At 28.9% G+C, this 24,426-nt stretch carries 16 protein-coding genes and 1 tRNA gene; 15 read left to right on the top strand and 2 right to left on the bottom strand.

Features of this window, described 5'->3' with window-relative positions; translation table 4 throughout:
• The first annotated feature begins 2 nt into the window (after nt 1-2).
• The 3 genes from ychF to HGG64_RS00535 all read left to right on the top strand — a co-directional run bounded on the left by ychF (nt 3) and on the right by HGG64_RS00535 (nt 6,379).
• On the top strand, nt 3-1,106 hold the full coding sequence (gene ychF, locus HGG64_RS00545; RefSeq protein ID WP_169580035.1) for a redox-regulated ATPase YchF: 1,104 nt from the start codon (nt 3-5) through the stop codon (nt 1,104-1,106).
• Nucleotides 1,107-1,145: 39 nt separating this feature from the next.
• Nucleotides 1,146-1,219 (top strand) — tRNA-Trp (locus tag HGG64_RS00540).
• 945 nt (nt 1,220-2,164) lie between these two features.
• Nucleotides 2,165-6,379 carry a ligand-binding sensor domain-containing protein gene (locus HGG64_RS00535; RefSeq protein WP_169580034.1) on the top strand — a complete coding sequence of 1,405 codons (4,215 nt, stop codon included), beginning with the start codon at nt 2,165-2,167 and terminating at the stop codon, nt 6,377-6,379.
• A 97-nt stretch (nt 6,380-6,476) separates the two neighbouring features.
• On the opposite strand, the gene metK is transcribed toward HGG64_RS00535, so the two are convergent.
• Nucleotides 6,477-7,613 carry a methionine adenosyltransferase gene (gene metK, locus HGG64_RS00530; RefSeq protein ID WP_169580033.1) on the bottom strand — a complete coding sequence of 379 codons (1,137 nt, stop codon included), beginning with the start codon at nt 7,611-7,613 and terminating at the stop codon, nt 6,477-6,479.
• 191 nt (nt 7,614-7,804) lie between these two features.
• Entirely contained in the window at nt 7,805-8,998 is a 1,194-nt protein-coding gene (locus tag HGG64_RS00525) for a phosphoglycerate kinase (protein WP_169580032.1), read from the bottom strand.
• 95 nt (nt 8,999-9,093) lie between these two features.
• On the opposite strand from HGG64_RS00525, the gene HGG64_RS00520 reads away from it, so the two are divergent.
• From HGG64_RS00520 to uvrA, 12 genes are all read left to right on the top strand, one after another.
• Nucleotides 9,094-9,504 (top strand): hypothetical protein, encoded by a 411-nt coding sequence (locus HGG64_RS00520; RefSeq protein ID WP_169580031.1) that lies wholly within the window; start codon nt 9,094-9,096, stop codon nt 9,502-9,504.
• 4 nt (nt 9,505-9,508) lie between these two features.
• On the top strand, nt 9,509-10,078 hold the full coding sequence (locus HGG64_RS00515) for a diadenylate cyclase (RefSeq protein WP_169580030.1): 570 nt from the start codon (nt 9,509-9,511) through the stop codon (nt 10,076-10,078).
• A gap of 747 nt (nt 10,079-10,825) precedes the next feature.
• The gene (gene tuf, locus HGG64_RS00510; RefSeq protein WP_169580029.1) at nt 10,826-12,019 is read left to right on the top strand and encodes an elongation factor Tu; all 1,194 of its coding nucleotides are present in this window, start codon (nt 10,826-10,828) and stop codon (nt 12,017-12,019) included.
• Nucleotides 12,020-12,231: 212 nt separating this feature from the next.
• On the top strand, nt 12,232-13,521 hold the full coding sequence (locus tag HGG64_RS00505) for a PhnD/SsuA/transferrin family substrate-binding protein (protein ID WP_169580028.1): 1,290 nt from the start codon (nt 12,232-12,234) through the stop codon (nt 13,519-13,521).
• Nucleotides 13,522-13,525: 4 nt separating this feature from the next.
• The gene (phnC, locus tag HGG64_RS00500; protein WP_169580027.1) at nt 13,526-14,413 is read left to right on the top strand and encodes a phosphonate ABC transporter ATP-binding protein; all 888 of its coding nucleotides are present in this window, start codon (nt 13,526-13,528) and stop codon (nt 14,411-14,413) included.
• Nucleotides 14,403-16,577: a PhnE/PtxC family ABC transporter permease gene (locus HGG64_RS00495; protein ID WP_169580026.1), complete on the top strand. Its 2,175-nt coding sequence runs from the start codon at nt 14,403-14,405 to the stop codon at nt 16,575-16,577. Before phnC ends, HGG64_RS00495 begins: the two co-directional genes overlap by 11 nt.
• Nucleotides 16,578-16,581: 4 nt before the next feature.
• Nucleotides 16,582-17,502, top strand: a complete 921-nt coding sequence (locus HGG64_RS00490; RefSeq protein ID WP_169580025.1) for a DHH family phosphoesterase — start codon at nt 16,582-16,584, stop codon at nt 17,500-17,502.
• 180 nt (nt 17,503-17,682) lie between these two features.
• Nucleotides 17,683-18,366, top strand: a complete 684-nt coding sequence (locus HGG64_RS00485) for a Vmc-like lipoprotein signal peptide domain-containing protein (protein WP_169580024.1) — start codon at nt 17,683-17,685, stop codon at nt 18,364-18,366.
• Nucleotides 18,366-19,262 (top strand): HAD-IIB family hydrolase, encoded by an 897-nt coding sequence (locus HGG64_RS00480; protein WP_169580023.1) that lies wholly within the window; start codon nt 18,366-18,368, stop codon nt 19,260-19,262. The genes HGG64_RS00485 and HGG64_RS00480 overlap by 1 nt, the downstream gene beginning before the upstream one ends.
• Nucleotides 19,262-20,407 carry a hypothetical protein gene (locus HGG64_RS00475; protein ID WP_169580022.1) on the top strand — a complete coding sequence of 382 codons (1,146 nt, stop codon included), beginning with the start codon at nt 19,262-19,264 and terminating at the stop codon, nt 20,405-20,407. The genes HGG64_RS00480 and HGG64_RS00475 overlap by 1 nt, the downstream gene beginning before the upstream one ends.
• Nucleotides 20,408-20,412: 5 nt before the next feature.
• Nucleotides 20,413-21,552 (top strand): HipA family kinase, encoded by a 1,140-nt coding sequence (locus HGG64_RS00470; protein ID WP_169580021.1) that lies wholly within the window; start codon nt 20,413-20,415, stop codon nt 21,550-21,552.
• 21 nt (nt 21,553-21,573) lie between these two features.
• Nucleotides 21,574-24,393, top strand: coding sequence for an excinuclease ABC subunit UvrA (gene uvrA / locus HGG64_RS00465; RefSeq protein WP_169580020.1), 2,820 nt, complete (start codon nt 21,574-21,576; stop codon nt 24,391-24,393).
• Nucleotides 24,394-24,426: the final 33 nt, after the last annotated feature.

The raw sequence follows: 24,426 nt of genomic DNA, 5'->3' as shown, positions 1-24,426 counted from the left end.
AAATGTCTTTAAAAGCAGGAATCATTGGTTTACCTAATGTAGGAAAAAGTAGTCTTTTCTCAGCATTAACTTTAGTAGAAGCAGAAGCTTCCAATTATGCCTTTACAACTATTGAGCCTAATGTGGCTATTGTTAATTTACACGATGTTCGCTTAAAGAGATTGGCTGAAATTGTTAATACAAAGAAAATAGTTGAAGCAACTTTTCAATTTGTTGATATTGCTGGTTTAGTTGCTGGCGCATCTAAAGGTGAAGGTTTGGGCAATAAATTTTTGGCTAATATTCGTGAGGTAGATGCAATTGTTCATGTTATTAGATGCTTTGAGAATCAGGATATTCTTCATGTTAATGATCGAATCTCTCCAGTAGACGATTTAAAGGTTATAAATTTGGAACTCATTCTAGCCGATTTGCAAACTGTTGAAAATATTATTGCTCGAATGTCAAAAAAGGTTCACAATACTAACGAAAAGGAACTGAAAGTTGAATTTGAAACTCTTCAAAAAATTCGCAAATCATTAGAAGATGAATTAATGATTAAGAATATCGATCTAAACTTAGAAGAGAAAGCAATAATTAGCAAATATCAATTGTTAACTGATAAACCAACAATATATGTTGCTAATTTATCAGAGGAAGATTTTAAAGATATAAAAAATGCCAAACATTTTCAAAGCTTAAATGATTTTTTATCAAAAAAAAATGAAATTGTCATTCCAATATGTATTAAATTAGAGCATGAAATTTCACGGTTTGATGATGAAGAGAAAAAAGTATTCTTATCAGAGTATAACATTTCTGAATCAGGGATTGATAGAATAATCAAAGAAAGCTTTTATCTACTAAATCAGGCCACATATTTTACGGCAGGCGAAATTGAAGCTCGAGCCTGAACTTTTAAAAAAGGCATGAATGCTGCTGAGTGTGCTGGAATTATTCATACTGATTTTGAAAAAAAATTCGTAAAAGCCGAAGTAATTAAATTTGATGATTATGTTAAATTTAATGGGGAAAGAGGTTGCAGAGAAGCAGGAAAGATCTGTCTTGAAGGCAAAAATTATGAAATGCAAGATGGTGACATCTGTTTATTCAAAATTGCAAAATAGGAAATTTTATTCAATATTATAAGATAAAATTTCTTATATGGGGGTTTAGTATAATGGTAGTGCTGCAGTCTCCAAAACTGTTTGTAAGGGTTCGATTCCTTTAACCCCTGCCATATCATTAATTAATGAAATTAGTTGGCTTACTGGCCAGCTTTATTTTTTATAATTGAAATATTATTTATGTTTTTAAAAAACTTAATAGTTATTTTATGACGCATTCATTAATCATCATATTTAAATTTTCTGTAAATATCAAATAAATAGTTTATTTTATTCATTTAAAATCCAAAGATAAATAGTTATGTAGAGATAATTAGAGAATATTGAAATTGATTTATTAGTAAAGAAATTAATGCAAGCATTTTATGTTTAGTTTATGTAAAAACAGTGCAAGGCATTTTAGTAAATAATAGACATGCTAATTCCCATATTAAATTCAATGAATTCTAAAATAATTAGATTCGACTTATTGCTAATATCATTTCACTATTGATTAAATAAACAAAGGCTAGCACATCGCATTAAAACTATTTATCTTCTTATTATTTGCAATAAAAAGCAATATATTAATTTTTAGTTTACTTCATGTAATTAAAAACTAACAATTCTTATACATTCAACAAACGAAATCCCAGTAAATTATTTTTTAAAGGCGCTAAATACTTACTAGCTAATATTTAAAATTATTTTTATAATTATAAATTTACGTTTGTTTTATACTTGATAAATATTTATTATCATAGCCATCAATATAACCGGATAACCCTTAACAATTATTTTATTAAACAGTGGTAATTTTAACTCAAATTAAGACATAAAAAATTTGATTAGTGATATACTTTTTTCGATATTAATTTTAATATTTATTTATATATAAATAAAACCATATTTTAGTAAGTATATGAATTGTATTTTTAGCTTGTTTTCTTTTGAATTTTTTGCATTATCTTTACTTCCTACATTTAGACAATGGATTAGGTAGATGGCAGTATAAGAATTTTAGTTATTACCAGAAGAATTGATTCTAAAAATACTAATTTTAAAAGTAGGAGAGATAAATGACAAAACCAAAATTTAAAAAATTGATGTGGTCAGGAGCGGCATTTGTCGGAGCAATTTCAGTGGCGACAACTGTTATCCTATTGTTTAATAATAAACAAAGTAAAAATAAGAAAATTATTAGCAAGCTTTTCAATGAATTAAATTCAAATGACAACATTAGATATTTCTATAAAGACAAATTAAATGAAGCTAGTCAACTTATTGAACAACTTAAAGAAAAATATGATAATATCTTGTTTGAAAATATTAAAACAAAATTATCATTGTTGGACGAGACATCACATTTAATTAGAAAAGATTCTGAAATTGACGGTGGTAAATTAACGGAGCAACAAATCAACAAATTAACCGGATACTGAGATAACGACTATGCAAATGCCGTTCAATCATTAAAGGGTGTTGATGGTTATTGAACAGGATTGGATGAAAAATATCAAAAAAGAGTTGACCAATTAATTATAGAAGAAAAAAAATCTAGTGGTAAAGGCAAAGTTGATGCTAGAGAAGTGCTTAAAAATGAGCTGGGAAGTGATTCAGATTTAGCTAGGGCTTTAAATGATTTAAAAATAAAGATTAAAGAATATAAATCTAAAATTGAGGAAACTATTAAACCCTTAAAAGATGAATCTAAGGTTAAAGTAGATTTAAAAGAAAGATTAAATACTAATAACATTAAAAAATTGACAGAACTTTTAGCAGATTCAGAGATACATCGAGATACATATCAAAGAATTTTAAGTGCTAATTATGATTTAAATGTCGATCTTCAAAGTGACGATGTTGAGACATGATCTGATAAATTGGAGAATGCTCAAAGTGCTGAGTTACAATATTCTTATTTAGAAAAAAATGAATTGAGCGCCAATAACTTTAAAAAATTATTAATTGAAGTAATTGATAGAACACAACTTGATGAAAATGAAACCAAGTATATTGCAAAAAATCAAAGTTTAAATTCTAAAAAGAATAATCAATTTTGATTAAGATTTAATTATCAGGTTTCATTTGATGAATATGGCGTGGATAAGCAAATAACAAATAAAGTTTATTCATTAAATTATGAGGTGACACCAAAACAACAAGAAGATTTAACCAAGTTTAAAACTGATTTTAAACCATATTATGATTTATTAAATATTACAGAACAAAATTTTGTTGTTAATGGGAAAGCATATTATAAAAAGGCATGAATAGACCAATCATTGCCAATTATTCAAAATCAATGAGTAGCTGCAAAAAACAAAGTTGCTAAAGAATGAAACGATTATAAAAACGAAATTTTTGAAAGTGACAACTTTAAAAATTATTCAAATTCAACTTTAAAAAGTTTAAAAGAATATATTGATAACGCTTCAACACGTTTTATAATTAACGAAAATGAATGAATGAATGATAGTAATTGAACATATGAAAAATATTCTTCAAATGAAAAATTAGTAAGAGATTTCACTACTAACTATGACATATGAAAAAATTTACTATTAAACGAAAATGAGTTAAAACAAAAATATGACTCTAAAAAAACAAAAATAAAAGTTGATAACATTAATGACCAAGAGTGAAAAAATACTGTTACAACATTTTTTAACAGCAAGAATAACAAGTATGTGGTTAATGATAAATTATTTTACTATGATAGAGATCAAAAACTAAATAACCGTTCAATTTTTGCATATGACCTAAACGTTTTACAAATCCATAATAGTAATAATTATTCAAAAAATATTGAAAATGAAAGTTTAATAAATGTTTGACAAGATTTTGCTAAAAGCTATGATAACTGAATAAGTTTTTATGAAAATAGTAACAACAAGGAAATAATTAATCAATATTTTAGGAATGAGTACTTACTTAAGTTAACTTCAAATTCCAATAATAAGATAAATCGTAGTAAAGAAATCTTAGAAAATTTTCTTGCTGCAACTTATAATGGTAGTGATTTTAAAAATCTAGAAAATAAAATTAGTTTATTTTTGAAAAAACGTAAAAACGCCATAGATTATATCAATAATTTAGATTCGACTTTTGAAAAATCTAAGCAACAAATGACAACATATGTTTTAAGTGATCTAATGAATGATACTAATAGCGATGATATTGACAGTAGAAAGCAAACAATTGTAGATTACGTCAACTTGTATAAGTTAGGGCTAGAAAAATATATGGCGGAATTTAATAGACTTTTAGACCAAAATCTAGATAAGTCAAAAATAGAATCTTTAAAACATAAATATGAATATGATTTTGATTTCAATTATTTTTTAAATAATATTTTAAAACAATTTATGCTTAATACAAGTTTGGATAAAATAGATATCCTAAATGCTAGGTTTAAAAATCTATATGCTAATATTCAAACATTTATCAACAATAAAAAATTTTCAACGGAATTTAGAAATTCAAATATTAAAAACATCAGATTTATCCACAAACATAGTAATGAATGAACACTTGAATATGCCAAGAACAATACAACTATTAATGATGTTGAAATTGATAAAAAAAATACTAATTTAGTTTTCTCTTCTAACAATGAGTATATGATAAGGGATGGTAATAATTTGCTCTGAACTTTAAAAAATGAAGAAGTAATAGCAAATAATTTGACTATTTCATATCAATTAACTAGAGAATTTGATAATGAAGAAAAAGAGTTAAAATTTATTGAATCTATAAATAACAATACAACTATCGATTCATCATTCTCTGATTTAGATAGTAAACTATTATTTTTAAAAAATAATATTGAAGCATTAAAACAATTTATTGATGAGAAAAATTATGTTTATTATGATAGCAGCAGACGAGAAGAGTTTTTCAATGATATAATAAAAAATTATCCCATTGATAATTTAAGTAAATGACAAGGTCGTGATAATTCTGGTTCTAATTATTTTAATGATCCACAACTATTTCAATCATTAGAAAATATTAAAAATAAAATTATTGATAAAAAAGATGATAACAATTATTTCTTAACAATATTTAGTAAGCAAGAAGATTTAGATATTTTTAACCAAAATTTTAATGATTGGATTGCCAAAATTAGACAAAATGAAAATAATAAATGAAGCAAAGAATTTAATGAAAGAGTATTTAGTATTTTAGAAAACTATGGTAATAATGAATTAATTTCAAATTTTGAAAATGATTTTAAAAACTTAGATGAAGCAATTCTAAACAATTCGATTTCTAACTTTATTCACAATAAAATACTTGATTCATCGTCAATTATGCTTAAATATAATAACAAGTATTCGGGGACAAATAATTTCATTAATTTCAACGATTATAAAAAACTATTGTCTCTTAAGATTAATTCAACTTTAGATTACAAAACTAATAAAGTTAATATTGCCTTTGAAAATGTAAATGAAAAGAAACTAAATATTTCTTTTTCATATGCTAAAGCGCTCGAATATAGTGAAAAAGGTAAGGAATTATACAAAAAATTCCTTTCTCAATTTAACAGGCTGTCATTTCTATTGTATCGAACATTTTGATATAACAGAGAAATGGAAAACAAGAATATATTAACAAACAGAGGTAGCAATTACTATGACATAAATTTTGCTAATCTCGGAGGAAGCACAGCATCTGGTTATTATGACTTTGCCTATTCTGATAGCTATTTCTATCATCCAAATTTTGATGATAATCCATTTAGCTACATTCTAACATTTCAACTGCTAGAAAATCCAAAGAAATATTATCAAGACTCCTATTTAGGCGATTACGATCCAAAATCTGGAGAATATCTCAAATTTAAAAATACTGACTGACAAAAAATGATTGATTTTCGCATTGATTTGCAAAGAAGATATAATCTTGCTAAAGATAAATTAGAAAACTTTAATTATGACACTATTATTAAAGGCGAGATATGAGATGGAAATTGAAATACTTCTCCATTGCCATATGGTAATGTAGGCGAAGATTGAAAATACGACCATAACGGTCTTAAATCATACTCATTAATAAGATACACAATTGCGCTTGGTTGGGCAAGCCCAATTATTCCTATAGTTGATGGAGATGGAAAACCGCTGACAATTAAAAATTTAGTTTTACACGGAAATGATAAGAAATATTATTCATATATTCTAAAAGAGGGTTTAACATTTGATGAAGAAATAAATAAATGAAATTCCGATTATAAATTATCTAAAGAATATGATGAGATAATAAAAAATAAAAATGTTGATAACTAGATTAAAAATAAATATCAAAAAGCATCAAAATTAAAAAATTAGCTAGCTAACAAGCTAGCCTTTTATTTTATTTTAAAATTTTAAAAAATAAAAGCAGTTAGCTTTTAAGATAATTTTTAATTTGTGAAACTTTATTTATTTTTTCTCATGGCAAATCTAAATCATTTCTCCCAAAATGTCCAAATGTCGCTGTTTGTAAATAAATTGGTCTTAGTAAATCTAGAGTTTTTATAATTCCAGAAACACTTAGATCAAATAGTTTGCTAATCATGTCAATAATTTGTTCTTCGGTAAATTTAGAACTATTAAATGTGTTCACGTAAATTGATTGTGGTCTTGGTAAACCAATGGCATATGAGAGTTGAATTTCACATTTCTCAGTTACATTCGCTGCCACAATATTCTTAGCAATATATCTTGCCATGTAAGCTGCTGAACGGTCGATTTTTGTTGGATCTTTGCCAGAAAACGCTCCACCACCATGATGAGCAAAACCACCGTATGTATCAACAATAATTTTCCTCCCAGTTAAACCAGTATCTCCAACTGGACCGCCAATCACAAATCTACCAGTGGGATTTATTAAAAGTTCGTAATCTAGGTTGAATTTGTTTTCTTTTAGAACATAATCAACAATGTGTTCTTTAATAAATTTTTTAAATTTAGCTTCATTGTATTCTTCATCATGTTGAACTGACATTAGAACCTTAATAACTTTTGTGGTATTTGTTTCATCATCATATTCAATAGTCACTTGACTTTTCATGTCACTTTTTGCATGGTGAAATGCTTTGCTTCTCCTAAGTTTTTCAGCCCTTTTAACTAGCTCATGGCTTAAAACAATTGGTCATGGCATATAATATTGATTTTCATTTGTTGCATAGCCGAATAGTATTCCTTGATCGCCAGCACCTAATTCATGGTTATTTGACTCATCAACACCCATAGCAATGTCAGGGCTTTGCGGATAGATTTTGTTAATGATAGTAAAATCGCTTTCTTTATAACCTAATGGTTTAAGGATTTTTCATGTCTCCTTGATGGTGTCAACATAAGCTGATGTGGTAATTTGACCGCCGATGTAAATTACATCATTATTTGCCAGTACATCGCAAGCAACTCTAGCGTGCGGATCTTTTTTAAGTAAACCATCTAAAATGGCATCGCTTATTTGGTCACAGATTTTGTCAGGGTGTCCTGCGCCAACACTCTCTGATGTTATAATTCTTTTCATATATAAAAAACCTTCCTTGCATAATCGCATAGAAAGGTTTTACAGATTCAAACTACTAATACATGTTGGATTTTTTAAACCCCTCACAATCCACCTTACTTTTCGAGCAGGTTGGCATGTTTCATCGCTTGTTACGCTTAACAACTCTCTATGCATTTAGTTAATATTATACTTAATTATTTTGATATAAATTATTTGTTTTGAATTATTTCAATTCCTGGAAGCTCATTGCCTTGAACAAATTCAATTGAAGCTCCTCCACCAGTTGAAATGAAGCTAAATTTATCTTCATATCCTAGTTTTTTAATTGCGGCAATAGAATCTCCGCCACCAACAACTGAATATGCATCTTGATTTTTAGCAATCGCAATAGCAATTCCCTTTGTTCCGGCCTCAAAGTTTTTGAATTCAGTAACTCCGGCGGGACCGTTTCAAAAAATTGTTTTCGCTGAAGAAATAATTTTAGCAAATTCTGCTACACTTTCAGGACCAATGTCAAGCCCCATAAAACCATCAGGAATATTTGTATCGCTTGATGTTGTATATTGTGGAGTTTTATCCGCATATTCATCAACGTAAGCGTTGTCAACTGGTAAAACAATTTTATCTTTATATTTATCTAGATATGTTTTAGCAATTTCAACCTTGTCTTCTTCATATAGTGATGTTCCAACACTAAAACCAAGTGCTTTTTTAAAGGTATAGGCCATAGCACCAACAACTAATACTTTGTCAGCACTTTCAAATAGTTTTTCTAGAACTTTTATTTTATCACTGACTTTAGCACCACCAATGATAGCAACAAATGGGCGTTTGAAGCCGTGTAAAATTTTTTCAAGATGAGTAACTTCATCATTCATTAAAAATCCTAAAGCTGATTCTTTTGAAAATTGTGCAATTCCATAAGTTGAAGCATGGGCACGGTGTGAAGTTCCGAAGGCATCATTTACAAATACATCGCCTAAACTTGCTCAGTATTTAGCTAATTCTTCGCTATTCTTTGATTCGGCTTGGTTATTTAAGTCTTCAAAGCGAGTGTTTTCTAGCATTAGAATTTGACCTGGTTTTAAATCCTTAGCAACTTCAGTTACTTTTTCGCTACGAGTTTCATTAACAAAAATTACTTCTTTGTTAATTAATTCTGACAATTTTTTCGCAACAATAGCTAATGATTTATTCTTCTTATCTTCTTCGGTTTTAATTCTGCCTAGGTGAGATAAAACAATAATAGCAGCTTGTTGTTCTAAAAGATATTTAATAGTTGGAAGCGCTGCTTCGATTCTTTTTGTATTTGTAATTTGACCATCTGAAATTGGTACATTAAAATCAACTCGCAAAATAACTTTTTTATTTTTTAGTTGAATGTCTTTGATAGTTTTTTTCATATTTCTCCCTTATCTAATATAATTGTATTAATTATAAACTAAATGCGTTGTTTTTTTAGTTTGTAGGAGTATTATAATTAACGTATGGAGATAACATGGCAAAAATATTAAACGCACAAAAACAAAAGGACACAAGAACTTTAACATATGATCCTGAAAAAGATAATTTGTCTCTTTTAATAAATGAATTTCATGCTTTCAAAAAAACTGCGAAATTCGCAAAAAATTATTCAGAAGCCGAGCTATATGCGCTATTTCAACAAATTCGCTGAATGAAGATCATGGATGAAAAAAACGAAAATATTCGAAAAGATATATCAAAACGTCAATATAAAATTACTTCTAAATATGAAAATTACATTGAGTTTAAAAATTGATCTGATTCACCTTTAGCACAAAAAGCCCGTCCAATCTCGGTTAGAAATCGAATTTTAATTATTGCTGGTATTGCTGCAATAGTAATATTCATGCTACTTATTATTGTTGGCCTTAATAAATGGTGATAGATTTATGCTTATTGCCGTTTTAGCAATTGTAGTGCTTATTGCGTTCGTTATTGTCGCAAATTACATTGTTATTCTAATAAAATCATTGAATAAAAACAAAACAGCCAAAAAATCATTAGGTCAATCAACAAAAATTCGTATTATCTACCAATTAAAAGAGGCAATTGAATATCTCTCAAAAAATAAAACTGGGGCCATTATTACTATCGAAAACAAAGACAATCTTGACTTATTAAGAACCGATGGGGTAATTATTGATGCCAATATTTCATCGTCTTTAATTATTTCGATTTTTAATAAACATAGTCCTCTACATGATGGAGCAATTATAATTCGTAATAATAAAATATACTATGCTGCCACATACTATAAGATCACTAAAAAATCAATTGATAACCGTTATGGAGCAAGACACCGTGCTGCAATGGGAATTAGTGAACTATGTGATGCCATAACAATTGTGGTTAGCGAGGAAAATGGTGGAATAACTCTAGCTAGAAATGGCCTATTTGCACCAGTTCCAATTAATAATTTACAAGAGTCTTTAGTTGACATATTTAAAGACTCGGAATAAGGTACTAAAAAAGATAAATTTTTATTAAAATTTAGAATTTTAGTCATATAATTATAGAGCAAGACATTGATGAATATTGCACATTTTTTTATTTCTTAAATTGTGATATATTTTATGATTTCTTGTGCTGGCAAAAGTTATTACCTATACAATTATTTTTTAATCCTATAATTTATAAACGTATACTATTGTGTGTGTGTGTGTTTCTTATTTATTTAACACTTATAATTTGTTAATTGTCATTTTAAATTGTTTTCTTATATGTATGTAGTTTGTTTTAAGAATAATGATATATAAAAATAACATTAGAACGTATTTCAATATAAATTATTTTTACCTTTTTTATTAACCCTGTTTCCTTGTTTGTTTAATGAGTAAAATCGTTTACTCAGTATTCTATTAGGTAATAGCTCTTTGCCACCATTCTATTTATTTATTGTAAAAAAAGTAAGGGCGACCTTATTTTTTTGTTTATAATTGCATTATATTTAAGATAATTATTCATTATTTTTGTTATACAAAAATTCGATAATAGAATAATGAGATTATTAATTAAAAATAATAATTGCTTAAAAAATTTTTTTTTGTTAAAATTAATATTGCTATTATTATATTTAGAACGCAATTGGACAGGACATAGATGGAAGACTATGCTTTAGGTTGGTTAAACGCGTTTAATCTAAGATTTAATATCTTAAATACACAATTATTATTAACAAAATAAAATTTATAAATGAAAGGAATAATATGGCAAAATTAGATTTCGACCGTTCAAAACCACACGTAAATATTGGTACAATTGGACACGTTGATCATGGTAAAACTACTTTAACAGCGGCTATTGCTACAGTTTTATCTAAAAAAGGTTTATCAGAAGCTAGAGATTATGCTTCTATTGACAATGCCCCAGAAGAAAAAGCACGTGGAATTACTATTAATACTTCACACATTGAATATCAAACAGAAAAACGTCACTATGCTCACGTTGACTGTCCAGGCCACGCTGACTATGTTAAAAACATGATTACAGGTGCTGCTCAAATGGATGGTGCTATTCTTGTTGTTGCTGCAACAGATGGTCCTATGCCACAAACTCGTGAACACATTCTTCTAGCAAAACAAGTTGGTGTTCCAAAAATCGTTGTTTTCTTAAACAAAATTGATATGTTTAAAGATGATGAAAGAGAAGAAATGGTTGGATTAGTAGACATGGATATCCGTGGATTACTATCAGAATACGGTTTCGATGGAGATAATGCTCCAGTTATTGCTGGATCAGCTTTAAAAGCTTTACAAGGCGATCCACAATATGAAGAAAACATTATGGAATTAATGAACAGCATTGATGAATACATCGATGAACCAAAAAGAGAAACTGATAAACCATTCTTAATGGCTATCGAAGACGTCTTTACAATTACTGGTAGAGGAACAGTTGCAACTGGTAGAGTTGAACGTGGAGTTCTACAATTAAACGAAGAAGTTGAAATTGTTGGTCTACACCCAACCAAGAAAACTGTTGTTACTGGAATTGAAATGTTCCGTAAAAACTTAAAAGAAGCTCGTGCTGGAGATAATGCTGGTTTATTACTACGTGGTGTTGAAAGAAGCGAAATTGAACGTGGACAAGTTTTAGCTAAACCAAAAACAATCGTTCCACATACTGAATTTGAAGCTACAGTTTATGTTCTTAAAAAAGAAGAAGGTGGACGTCACACACCATTTTTCCAAAACTATAAACCTCAATTCTACTTCCGTACAACAGACGTTACTGGTGGTGTTCAATTTAAACCAGGACGTGAAATGGTTATGCCAGGGGATAACGTTGAATTAAATGTTACTTTAATAGCTCCAATTGCTGTTGAAGAAGGAACTAAATTCTCAATCCGTGAAGGTGGAAGAACTGTTGGTGCTGGATCAGTAACAAAAATTATTAAATAATAAAATTACAGTTATTAAAATGTCGCACATTTATGCGACATTTTTTTCTTAAATTTTTAGCAAAAAATCTCGATATTTTCTTTTATTGTGTATAATATTTTTCTCATTTTTTAACATTAATTTTTTGTCAAAAAAACCATAAAAAATTGACTTAATAAAAATTTTTTTTTATTATAATTTCGGTGTAAAAACAAAATAAAAAAGGGAAAAGTATGAATATTAAGAAAAAGAAAAAATTTATAGCGCCTGGGTTTTTAGCTATATCAATTATTGCGGCAACAACACCATTATTGGCGATTAGCTGTACAAATAATTCAGAAAGCTCGGTAATTGGAACATCGGGATATTCTGATTCTATGTCAAAGTTAGCTAACGGATCCATAACATTGGCAGGAGCTTGAGCAGATGCGAGATTTTATGCTGGAGAATTTGAAAATAAAATTGTAGCAATCGGAGCTACTGATTATATTTCAAATGATGGTATCCAAGCTCGTGATGGTCTAAAAAAAGGTGACATTGAAGCAATTCAAACTTTGTTCATTAAAACTGTTCATGAGGCAGAAAAACAAGCAAAAGAAGGTAAAGAAAGTTCACTAACTTATTTGGATAAGAAAGGGAAAATTAATAGTATTTTTAAAATTTATAACCATGATGGTTATTCAAAGGTGGCTCTTGATAGTGAAATTTCATATAACTCAGTAGGAGATAAAAAGAAAGCTTATCCAAAGACATTAGAAAATGGTAATGAATATTTTGAGATGAATGGCGACAAAATTACTGCTAAAAATAAAAAAGCATTTAAAGTGGCATTTATTCCATCATCAGATGCCACTCTAGTATCATCAGCAACAGCCAAATTACAAAAATATCTTAATGAAACGTTAAAGTTAAATTTCGATATTTCTGTTGCAACTGACTATAATGCTGCGGCACAATCATTAGCCTCAGGTTCATATGATTTGGCATTTTTGCCAGTTGATACATGAGCTCAACACTCAGGAGATTCTAGTTTTATTTTACAAGCTGGAAGAGATGTTCAAATTATCGATCCATATGCATCAGCAGCAAATCCTTCAGCTCCAAAGTTTACTTCAAATGATGAAAAATTACTTGTGGATGCCATTAATAACTATAAAAATTTTAATGCTACTAACAAAGATAAAGAACTTTATATCAATGTCGATGGTTCTAAAAATCCAAAAGCAATTGTTGAAGGATATCCTAAAGAACTTAAAGATGTTGTTGACAGTCTTGCCAAAGGAGAAAATCTTCCAAAGGTTGGATACTATCGCTCTTATATATTTGCCAATGTTGATTCAGAAATTTATAAGATAGTTCAAAAAGCTCTAAAAGAGCAGGGATCGAACTGAAAATTAAAATGGGATGATGTTAAAAGTGAGATTATATACGGTTATACTTCAACAACATCATCAGCCTCTTTCATATATCCAGAGCAATGATTTAAAAAACATTTTGATGGCTTTGAATCATTTATAAAGTAGTAATATGGAAAACAAAGCAATAAACTACAATTCAGAAAATTGGGATATAGTGTGAGATGATGTTGGAAAAATTTATCCAAATGGAACAAAGGGGTTAAGCAATATTAATTTAACAATAAAACAAGGAGAATTTGTCGCAATAATTGGTCTATCGGGTGCGGGGAAAACAACACTAATAAAAACGGTTAACAAAATTAACACAATTTCATCTGGGTCTTTAAGGGTTGGTCCTTATGATGTGAATAATTTAAAAGGTAAAAATCTTAGAATATTTCGAACTAAGATAGGAATAATTTTTCAAAATTATAATTTAATAGAAAATGTTTCGGTTTTTCAAAATGTACTAGCAGCTCGTTTGCCGCAGATGAACTGATTTAGAGCATTATTTGGTATTTATTCAAAAAAAGATATTGATATTGCTTATGAATCATTAGCGAGGGTTAACATTTTAGAAAATGCCTATGATTTAGCTAATAATCTAAGTGGTGGACAGATGCAAAGGGTAGCACTAGCCAGAACGTTAGCACAGAAACCAAAAATTATCTTAGCTGATGAGCCTGTAGGAGCATTGGATCCTATTATGGCAAAAAATGTTATGGATGATTTCTTGTTAGCTAATAAGCAAGATAAAATCACCATTTTAGCAAATCTACATCACGTTGATTTGGCATTGCAATATGCCGATAGAATTATTGGAGTTAAGAAGGGTAAAATTATTTTCAATGATTCATGAGATAAAGTTAATTTAGACAAATTGAAAGAAATTTATGGTGATAAATTAGAACAATTTGACAAAGAACAATTTGCTGAAAATAAACGAAAAAGAAAAATAATTCATAATGATATCTCAAAAAAAATTGATGATCTAACACGAGGTATGGATGAAAAGTAACACTGAAAAAATTAAGTACAAAAGTACTCTTAATTTTCAAAAATTCATTAACTATTTTCAACCTAAATTTATTGATATCAATGGCCAAAAAGTAGTAAAAAAATTTCCTTGAAATAAAATTTTGTGAAGTTTAGTTGCTCTAGTTTTGATTTCGCTAATTATTAGCTTAATTAGGCCTGATTTTCAAAACTGAACTAAATTCTGAAAATCAATCGGTAATTTTTTCGAAGTGAATAAAGTTATTCAAATTGGTTCGGCAAAAATAACTCCCTATCAAACTTTTTTAAGATCACTACAACTACTATGAAGAACAATTTCCTATTCGGTTTTAGGGACACTGTTAGGAATTATTATTTCCGTTCCGGTTGCTTTACTAAGCGCAAGAAATTTTATAAAAAATAAGTTCATATATTACCCATCACGTTTTATTATGTCAATTATTAGAGCTGTTCCTCCAGTAGTATTTGCATTTATTTTTTGATTTTTATTCTCATCTAGCTTAGCGGCAACAATATCAATTGCGATCTTTGTCGCCTCAATTATGTCAAAATGACTATATGAAGATTTAGATACTTATGATGTCTCAGCTTATGCTGGAATTCAATCAATTGGCAATGGGAAAATTATTGCCTTTAAAGCATCAATATTTCCGTACCTGATTAAAAGAATATTTTCATATGGATTTTATTCATTTGAAATGGTTATTCGTTTCGCTGCTATTTTGTCAATTGTTGGGATTTCAACAATTGGTGAATTATTAGCAGATAACTATGCAACAATCAATAATTACTCTCATATGTCAATAGTTATTTGAATTTTAGTGTCATTTATGGTCTTGTTGGAATTTGTTAATTCACTAATCAAAAAATACTTTTTGGAATTTTCAGCAAAACATCCCAATATTGATGAAAAATTACCATATGAAGAAAGAGTAAAATCATTAAAGTCGCAAAAGCCAAAAACCTATATTTGGAAGATTATTTTTGCAGTAGCGCTATTGGCATTAGTTGCTGCTTCGCTGTCGCAAATTAGCTGATCACTTGGCAACGCGGTTAAAATTCGACAATTTAAGGTTGGAATATCTAAATTATTCAATCCAGATTGAACTTTGTTTCAAACATGGACAAACACCAAAACTAATCCAGTTGTTTTGGGTATGGAAGCTCTGCTGGTGGCTTTTGCTGCCACAGTAATTGGTTTCATCTTCGCTTTTGTTATTGGAATTTTAGCGGCAAAAAATATTAATAAATATTTTGCTTATCCATTTAAATTAATTATTATTACTGTGAGAGCAATTCCAGCATTCACATTTGCTTTATTATTTCTAATTCTGTCGAAGGACTCTAAAATTTTTGCTGGGGCTTTAGCGTTAGGATTTCACTCAATTGGAATGCTCGGAAAACTAGTGATGGAATCAGTTGAAAAAATTCCAAATAAAGTTTTTCAATCATTGGATTCTCTAGGATCTTCTTGATTCCAAAAGATTTATTACGGAGTTGTTAAAGCGATTTTACCACAAGCTTTGTCTAATTTCCTTTACCGCGTTGAACTTAATTTTAAAACAACGGTTATTATCGGAGCAGTTGGAGCAAGTAATTTTGGTTTTCAAATATCAATTTACTCTTCGCAATTCCAAGACTGAGATAAATTAAGCTCTTATTTGATTTTTACGATTATTACGGTTTTAATTATTGAGCAAATTTCTAATTTGATTCGTAACAAATTAATTAAAGGATATTTCTTTTCTGAAAATTCATGGGTTAAAAAACAAATGAATAAGTCTACTTTCTTAAAGGCACTAGCAGTTAGTTTAATTAATGAAGAAAAATTCTTATATGAAATTAAATATGCTAATTATTTAGTAGCTAAATACAATCTGGAAAAATTAAAAGTGTTAGCTGATTTTAATAGGAATAAATCATTAAATTTAGAAAATTATTCTAAAATTGTATTAGAAGAAAAGGCATATCATTTAGCATTTAAGCATAAGTACCGTGAATTGGTCAATAGTTTAAAAAAAATAAAAGCTGATGCCTACAGAAAAACTAAAAATAATATTTCAAAAGAAATTAAAAGATTTCAATTTATTAAGCGACATAGAATTGCTTCAAAATCGGCTAATATTGCTGGTGAAAAATATCTTGAATCTTTTTCGGGGGTATAAACAGATGAAAACACAATTTGAACAATTTTGAGACTATGTGCAAAAATCAAAGTATATAACTTTATGCACACACATTGAGCCAGATGGCGATACACTGGGTTCTGCCATTGCCTTAAGAGAATTAATTAAACTAAATTGCAGCGATGTTGAAGAAGTTAGAATCTCAGGCGGTGATTATCCAAGAAATCTGCAATTTATTATTGATGAGCCAATTTCTTTAGTGAGTGACGAGTATTTCAATAAATCATTGAAGATTGTGGTCGATACATCAACTAAATCAAGAATTTTTGATCAGAGAATTGTAACAGAAGAATCACTAAAATTGGACCATCATCCCCATGAAAATAAGTGGTTATTTGAAATCGGCGGTGATAATTGACCAGCAACTGGACAACTGATTGTAAATTTAGTGAAAGCTCTAAATTTAAAAACCAATGAAAAATGTTTAGAGGGATTAGCAATGTCGATTGTAACAGATACCGAATATTTTAAAGAAAGAAACATTAGCGATGAAACTTTTTATAATATGGGATTTCTACTTGAAAAAGGTTTGGATTACAACAAATTGCTAATGTCAATGCATGCCAATGAAGAAGAGAATTCACAGATTATTAAGGCAATCCAAAATATTAAAGAAAAAGGCAATACAACCTACACAATTCTAAAGGAAAGCATTAAAAACGACGTCGTCAGACCGCTAGTTGCAAAAGTTACAGATTTAAGTAACACTGAGGTAACAATTGTATTCATGAAAAAAGAAGATGGTAACATCAGATGCTCAATTAGATCGAAATCATATATTAATGTTTCAAAAATTGCTAAACATTTTGGTGGCGGCGGCCATTTTAGTTCATCAGGTTTTATCATTGATACTTTTGACAAAGTTGATGAAGTTATTGACTATATTAATCAACAAAATGATTAAGGTTAGAGTTTTTTAATTATCAAGTTTAAAATTTCAGATGCAATGTGATTGCATCTTTTTTACTATAGTATTTATAAAAAAAGAATTTGCATGAGCGAAAATAAAGTACACTGCTAATAACTTTATTTTCACAAATATTTTTATTATTGATTGTTATTCTAGTAAAATAATAAGATAAATATGAGAAAAAAAAATAAACTTTTTTTAGGGCTTGTGTCGGCTGCTACAGTCATAACTATCGCGCCGATAGCAGCATCTTGTTCAAAAGACCCAAATACGGTTCCTATCCCGCCACATGACCAAGAAAAATATAAGCAAGTCATTAATTGATTTAATCAAATAAACTTGTCAGATCTAGATAGTAGCAAATTTCCACAAGAACTAACTAATTTCAAACAGGATGAATACTATAGGGACTATTTAAGAAAATGGAATTTTGGTCCCGGTGATTCTGAGCCAGCTAAAAAGATTGACAAAGAATTTATTTTTGACCAAAACAAAGGTTTTTATAAGAAACTTGCTGAAAACAATTTACTAGAATTTTTTAATAAAAATTTTAAAATAAGACTGCGAACTGCTAGCCAAAATCTTAATATTTTATTAAACTTTAGTCTAATTCCAATATCTGAAGATGAAAGGGTTAAGGATTTAAATAGTCAAGAGTATTTTATGGCTAAATACTACGCAATTAGAAATGTATTTTTACCTCTTGGGGAATTTAATTTAAATGTTGAAAAATCAAAAGAAACAACAACCTTTGATTTACTATCTTATATCATTCCTCCAGTTGCGATTGCTTTAGTAATAATTTACATTTTTGTTGCCATATATATAAGAAAAAAACGCCAAAAAAGGAGAAAATAATGTCACAGAGTGCAAATGATAAAAAACCCATCATATTTTCAGATGTCGATGGAACAATTTACAGTAATTTTAGTTTAAAATCCGACACCAAAGATGATGTATGTTTTGCCATTGATAATGGTGCTGATTTTAATATTTGTACAGGAAATCCGGTTGAAGAGAGAATGTTTCTGTTGTCTGATACTCTAAAAGCACGATATTTAATCGGATCATCAGGAGCGCAAATATATGATTTGCTATCAAAAAAAATTATCAAGTCGTGAGCAATTTCATTTGATTCACTAAAACAGCTAATTGAACTTGCAAAACAAATTAAATGCCAAGTTTTATTTTGAGATAATGAAAAATATTATTATCTAACAAATGACTTCTCAACAGTTGAAAAAATTTCATCATATCACTTTGTAAGTAAAGATAAACTTATGAATACACCTAAACTTTATAATAATGAATTTATTGAGCCAGTTAAAATTGAATTCTATTCAACTGAAAGCATTGAAGATGAAAGCTATGCCAAAAAAATTTATGACCACATCAGTAGAGTTGGTTCAGTATCAATGGTGCAAACATCTTCTAATGTTGAAATTTCGCCAAAAGATGTTAATAAAGGTTCTGCTATTAAATGGCTAATGGAAAATGTTTACTTGAATGAGAGTATCAAGGATGTAATGACCATAGGTGACAGTAATAATGATCTATCAATGATGCCGATAACTAATTATTCATATGCTATGGCTAACTCTTCGCAAAAATTATTAGATATTGCTCATTTTTTTACTAGCGCGGTTGAACAAAATGGGCTAGGTGAAGCAATCTTAGATTATTTATATCGTGTTAAAAATATAGTTAAAAAATACATGTTGCATAATTTTAGCAATGGTAAAGGAGAAAAATAATGATAACTAACCGTTTAGGAAAAAATTACCTATTAAAAATATCGAGTGGGGATAAGATTGTTGACCCATTTAGTTTTGATATTATCAGTGTTAAACCAATTTACACTTTTGAAAACAGTCTTGAAATGGCAATCAGTGATAACCTTACCTTTGTTGATTTAGCACATTTTATTGATAGTATTTTTGGTTTGAAGAAGTTAAAATCAGAGAGCTGATTCTCAATCGGAAAGCAGAAAATTGTTCTATTTGATAAAAACATAACATTTTCAGATTATGGCAGCTATAGTTTCATTTACGAATATGAGTCTTTGATACTATATTTAAAGTTCTTATCAGAAGGAACTATTGCTGACTTTAGATATAACATATTACTAAAAAATGGAAACATTGGTTCACTGAATATTACAGTTAATAATCTTAATGAAAATGTTAAGAAATTCTACTCTGAAATCTTTCCAAAATTACTTGAATCCAATGCTAAATTTCTTGAAAAAAACTTGAAATTAGAAAGTAAATATGGCGAAACGCTCTTAGAAAAATTTAACATAACTAAGGTAGATTTACCAGAAAAATTGCCAAAAATAGCCAAGTTTGAACACTTTGAAAATTTCACTCAAAATGTTAAAAATCATTTGACTGGTGACTTATCTTTTCCTATTGAACTTAGAGACAAATTGGGCGATAAACTATGAATTAAAGATCTTAATGATGCTGAAATATTTTCTGAAATTTATCAAAAACCAGAAACAAATAAAGCTAAAAAAGAAGATGAATATGAAAATGTGTTTAGCGAATCGTCAATGTTTGGTGATAAAAATATTTTTGAAGACCCCATGGGTTCGTTAGAAAAAATGGTAAAAGATTTGTATGATGCTGCTAAGTCAATGGGCATTAATGACTCAGAAATGGAAGAATACTTTAAGAAAACATTTGAAGAATTCAAATCATTTACTCTACCATCATTTGAAACACCAATTAATATGGAAAAATCATTGATGGACGCACTACACAAGGTTATGGGCAAAAAATCACAGCCAACTAAAGCAAAATCAGAACCAGAAATTAATGTAGCTATCAAAAAAGAAGCTAAAAAACCGGAAAAAATAACGACCAAAACTGAAGAAACAGATCCTGAAATTAACTAATCAAAATGAAAAATAAAAGATATTATTTAAAATATAAAGATGAAATTTGTTTAGAGTTTTCATACGATGCTTTAAGTAAAGACATTAAAATAAATACCACCATGAAATGTTATGCATTTATTCCTAAAAATCTTCAAGACTTTAACTACGAAGATTTAAAGGATTTTTTGTTATTGCATAACTTTATTCCAAAGTCAAGGCATAACTATTCAAAATTATTTAAAAATATTGGTGATGAGTTTTATTTATATGAAAAGTTTCATGGGTTAAACGTTAATAATAACTTATGGATATGTCGAGTTGGCAGCCAATTAAAATGGGATGATATAAATTGTTTTGATCATTTTAAAAATGAATTATTTTTACAGATGCTTAGTGAAAACCCCACAATTAAGAAGCCAGAAGATTTATATTCTCCTGATTGATTTACAAATGGTGAGGCAATAAAATCATGAAATCAGATTAATAATGAAATATACTTACTAAAGGCTCCTATTGCTTTTTATGACAAATATTTATATAGCAATTTTGCCGAATATTTTTCATCACAAGTGGCACAACTATTGTTTAAAAACAGTGTTAGATATGATCTTGTTGAACATGATAATAAATTGCTAACAAAATGTCGAAACTTTTGTTCAAAATTAACTAATTATTTTCCTTTTTCTCAGCTAATTTTTAACAGAGAAAACCTCGAAGAAAAATTAATTGAATTATATGGTCAAGAAAACTATGAGGATTTGATGGTTTTTGATGCCCTAATTTTTAATATGGACCGTAATTTAGGTAATTTTGGACTTTTATATGATACAAAAAGTGATAGTTTTGTCAAACCTGCTCCTATTTTTGATTTTAATAAGAGTTTAGCATATGATTTTCCAATTTACCAAAATAAAATTGGCATGCAGCAATTAGAAAATTATTCAAAAAGATTAACCGCCTTTTATGAATCTTTTGATGTACAATTATATAAATTTGCGAGACCAAGACATATTGAATGAGTTAAAAAACTCGAGAAGTTTAAGTTTAAAAATACAAGTTGTGTAAAAGATAAAAAATATATAAAATTTATTAAAGAAATAATTAAAAATCAAACAGAAAAACTTAGCGAAATTTTGGAAAGGAATAATAGCATTAATGTCTAATTTTTGTTATTAAATAAGGATATGAATGAGAAAATTGTAATCAAGGGTGCAAAAGAAAATAATTTAAAAAATATAAGTTTGGAAATTCCTCGAAATCAGTTCGTTGTATTCACCGGATTAAGTGGATCAGGAAAATCCTCCCTCGCATTTAACACAATCTATGAGGAAGGACGCCGAAGATATGTTGATAGTTTATCAAACTATGCTAAACAATTTCTTGGCGGGGCAAGAAAGCCAGATGTTGAGAGTATTGATGGCCTAAGTCCTGCTATTTCCATTGAACAAAAAACTACTCATAATAATCCACGGAGTATTGTCGGAACAGTTACTGAAATATATGATTATCTTCGACTACTTTATTCACGTGTCGGAAAACCGTTTTGTCCTAAACACAAAATCGAAATCACAGCTCAAAAATCAAAAGATATTTTAGAAAGTATTTATAAATATCCCGAGGGCGAGAAAATCTACATTCTGTCACCACTGGTAATTAACCAAAAGGGATCACATCAAACTCTACTTGCAAAATTAAAACGTGACGGTTTTTTAAGAGTTAAAATCAATGATGAAATTATAAATTTAGATACAGAGATAAACTTAAATAAAAATCAGCATTGAACAATTGAGTTAATTGTCGACAGAATTGTTTTATCGTCAGAAATTAGGTCACGTGTTGCCGAGGCAATTGAAATGGCGTTGGAATATAGTCACGGAATAATTGCTGTTGAAGCAGTTGGCAAAGAAAAAAACATGTATTCAATAAATCATAGTTGTGAATATGGTGATTTCGAAATGCCTAAAATTGAACCGCGACTATTCTCTTTTAATTCACCAAATGGTATGTGTCCAGAGTGTAAGGGTTTAGGTGTTATCAAAAAAGCTGATTTCCGTTTAATTTGCCCTGATGATAATTTATCAATTAATCAAGGTGCGCTTAAATATTATAAAAACTTTATGAACACATCCAACTTAGAATGACAAGAGTTTGAGAATCTTCTAAGATTTTATAAAATTGATAAAGATAAACCGATTAATGAATTCACAGAATCTGAACTTAATATCATTAAATATGGCTCAGTGGAGGAAGTTCACTATGTTATGATCTCTGAAAGTGGTAACCGTTTCGAAAGAAATAAATTTATCGAAGGCGTTGTTAGCAAAATTGAGAGAAAGTACTGAGAAACTAATTCTAATGATGCTCGAACATATTATGGTAAATATCTAGGGGATCTGCCATGTTCATTGTGTAATTCTAAGCGATTGAATAAATATGCCCTTGCTGTTAAGATTGACAATTTTGATATCTATGAAATGTGCAATAAATCTATTGAAGAACTGTTTGTAATATTAAATACTTTGAAATTGACTTCAATCGAAAAGGAAATCAGCCTATTAATTTTAAATGAGTTAAAGCATCGGGTGACTTTTCTAATAAATGTTGGTTTACAGTACTTAACTTTGAATCGAAAGGCCGAAACCCTAAGTGGAGGAGAAGCTCAAAGAATTAGACTCGCAACCCAAATTGGAGCAAATTTAACTGGAGTTTTATATGTTCTTGATGAGCCATCAATTGGTTTGCATCAAAAAGACAATGAAAAACTTCTAAATTCACTAAGAAAAATGGTTGATTTAGGAAATAGTTTAATAGTAGTAGAGCATGATGAAGACACAATAAGAGAAGCTGATTTTATTGTTGATATTGGTCCAAAAGCAGGAGAGCATGGTGGTGAAATTGTTGAGACGGGAAACCTTGAAAAAATAATTAATAATCCTAATAGTATCACCGGCCAATATTTATCAGGAAAATTAAAAATTGAGACACCAAAATTTCGTAGATCAGGAAACGGTAAAGTTTTAAAAATTAAAAATGCCACTGCCAATAATTTGAATAAAATTACTGCTACTTTCCCATTGGGTAAGTTTATTGCTATTACTGGTGTTAGCGGGTCCGGTAAATCGAGTTTAATCAATGAAGAATTAGTCTTTAATTTAAATAAATATTTGAATAGTTCAACATATGATATTCGAAGAGAAGAGAAGATTTCTGGACAACTTAATATTGATAAGTTAATTCAAATTGACCAAAATCCAATTGGTAGAACACCAAGATCTAACCCAGCAACATACACAAGCGTTTTTGACGATATTCGTGATATTTTTGCCTCAGTTGAAGAAAGTAAAATTCGTGGCTACACTCGTTCTAGGTTTTCTTTCAATGTTCCAGGTGGAAGGTGCGATAAATGTCAGGGTGACGGACTAATAAAAATTGAGATGCATTTTTTACCTGATGTTTATGTAACATGCGATCACTGTGATGGTAAAAGATATAATCTAGAAACTCTAGAAATTAAATATCACAATAAGACTATTAATGATGTGCTTGAAATGACAGTCGAGCAGGCTTTTAACTTTTTTGAAAATCGAGCTAATATTAAGCAAAAACTACAAATATTAATGGATGTTGGCCTAGGCTATATAAAATTAGGTCAAAATGCTGTTACTTTAAGTGGTGGTGAAGCCCAAAGAATTAAATTAGCAACTTATTTGCAAAAAAAACCAACTGGCAAATCACTTTATGTTCTTGATGAGCCAACAACCGGGCTTCATCCATATGATGTCCAAAACTTATTGAATGTTTTAAATCGAATTGTTGATAACGGCGACACCGTTATAGTAATTGAGCATAATTTAGACGTAATTAAATGCGCAGATTACATAATTGATCTCGGACCTGATGGTGGTTCGGGTGGCGGAAAAATTGTTGCTTCAGGAACTCCAAAGCAGGTTGCTGAAAATGATTTATCATACACTGGAAATTATTTAAAACTGATATTAGACTAGTTTTTTTAATTAATTATATAATTTAAAGTGTTA

It is taken from the genome of Mycoplasma phocoeninasale (genome assembly GCF_012934885.1).
GTDB lineage: Bacteria > Bacillota_I > Bacilli_A > Mycoplasmatales > Metamycoplasmataceae > Metamycoplasma > Metamycoplasma phocoeninasale.
This window is presented reverse-complemented; position numbering and strand designations above follow the sequence as displayed.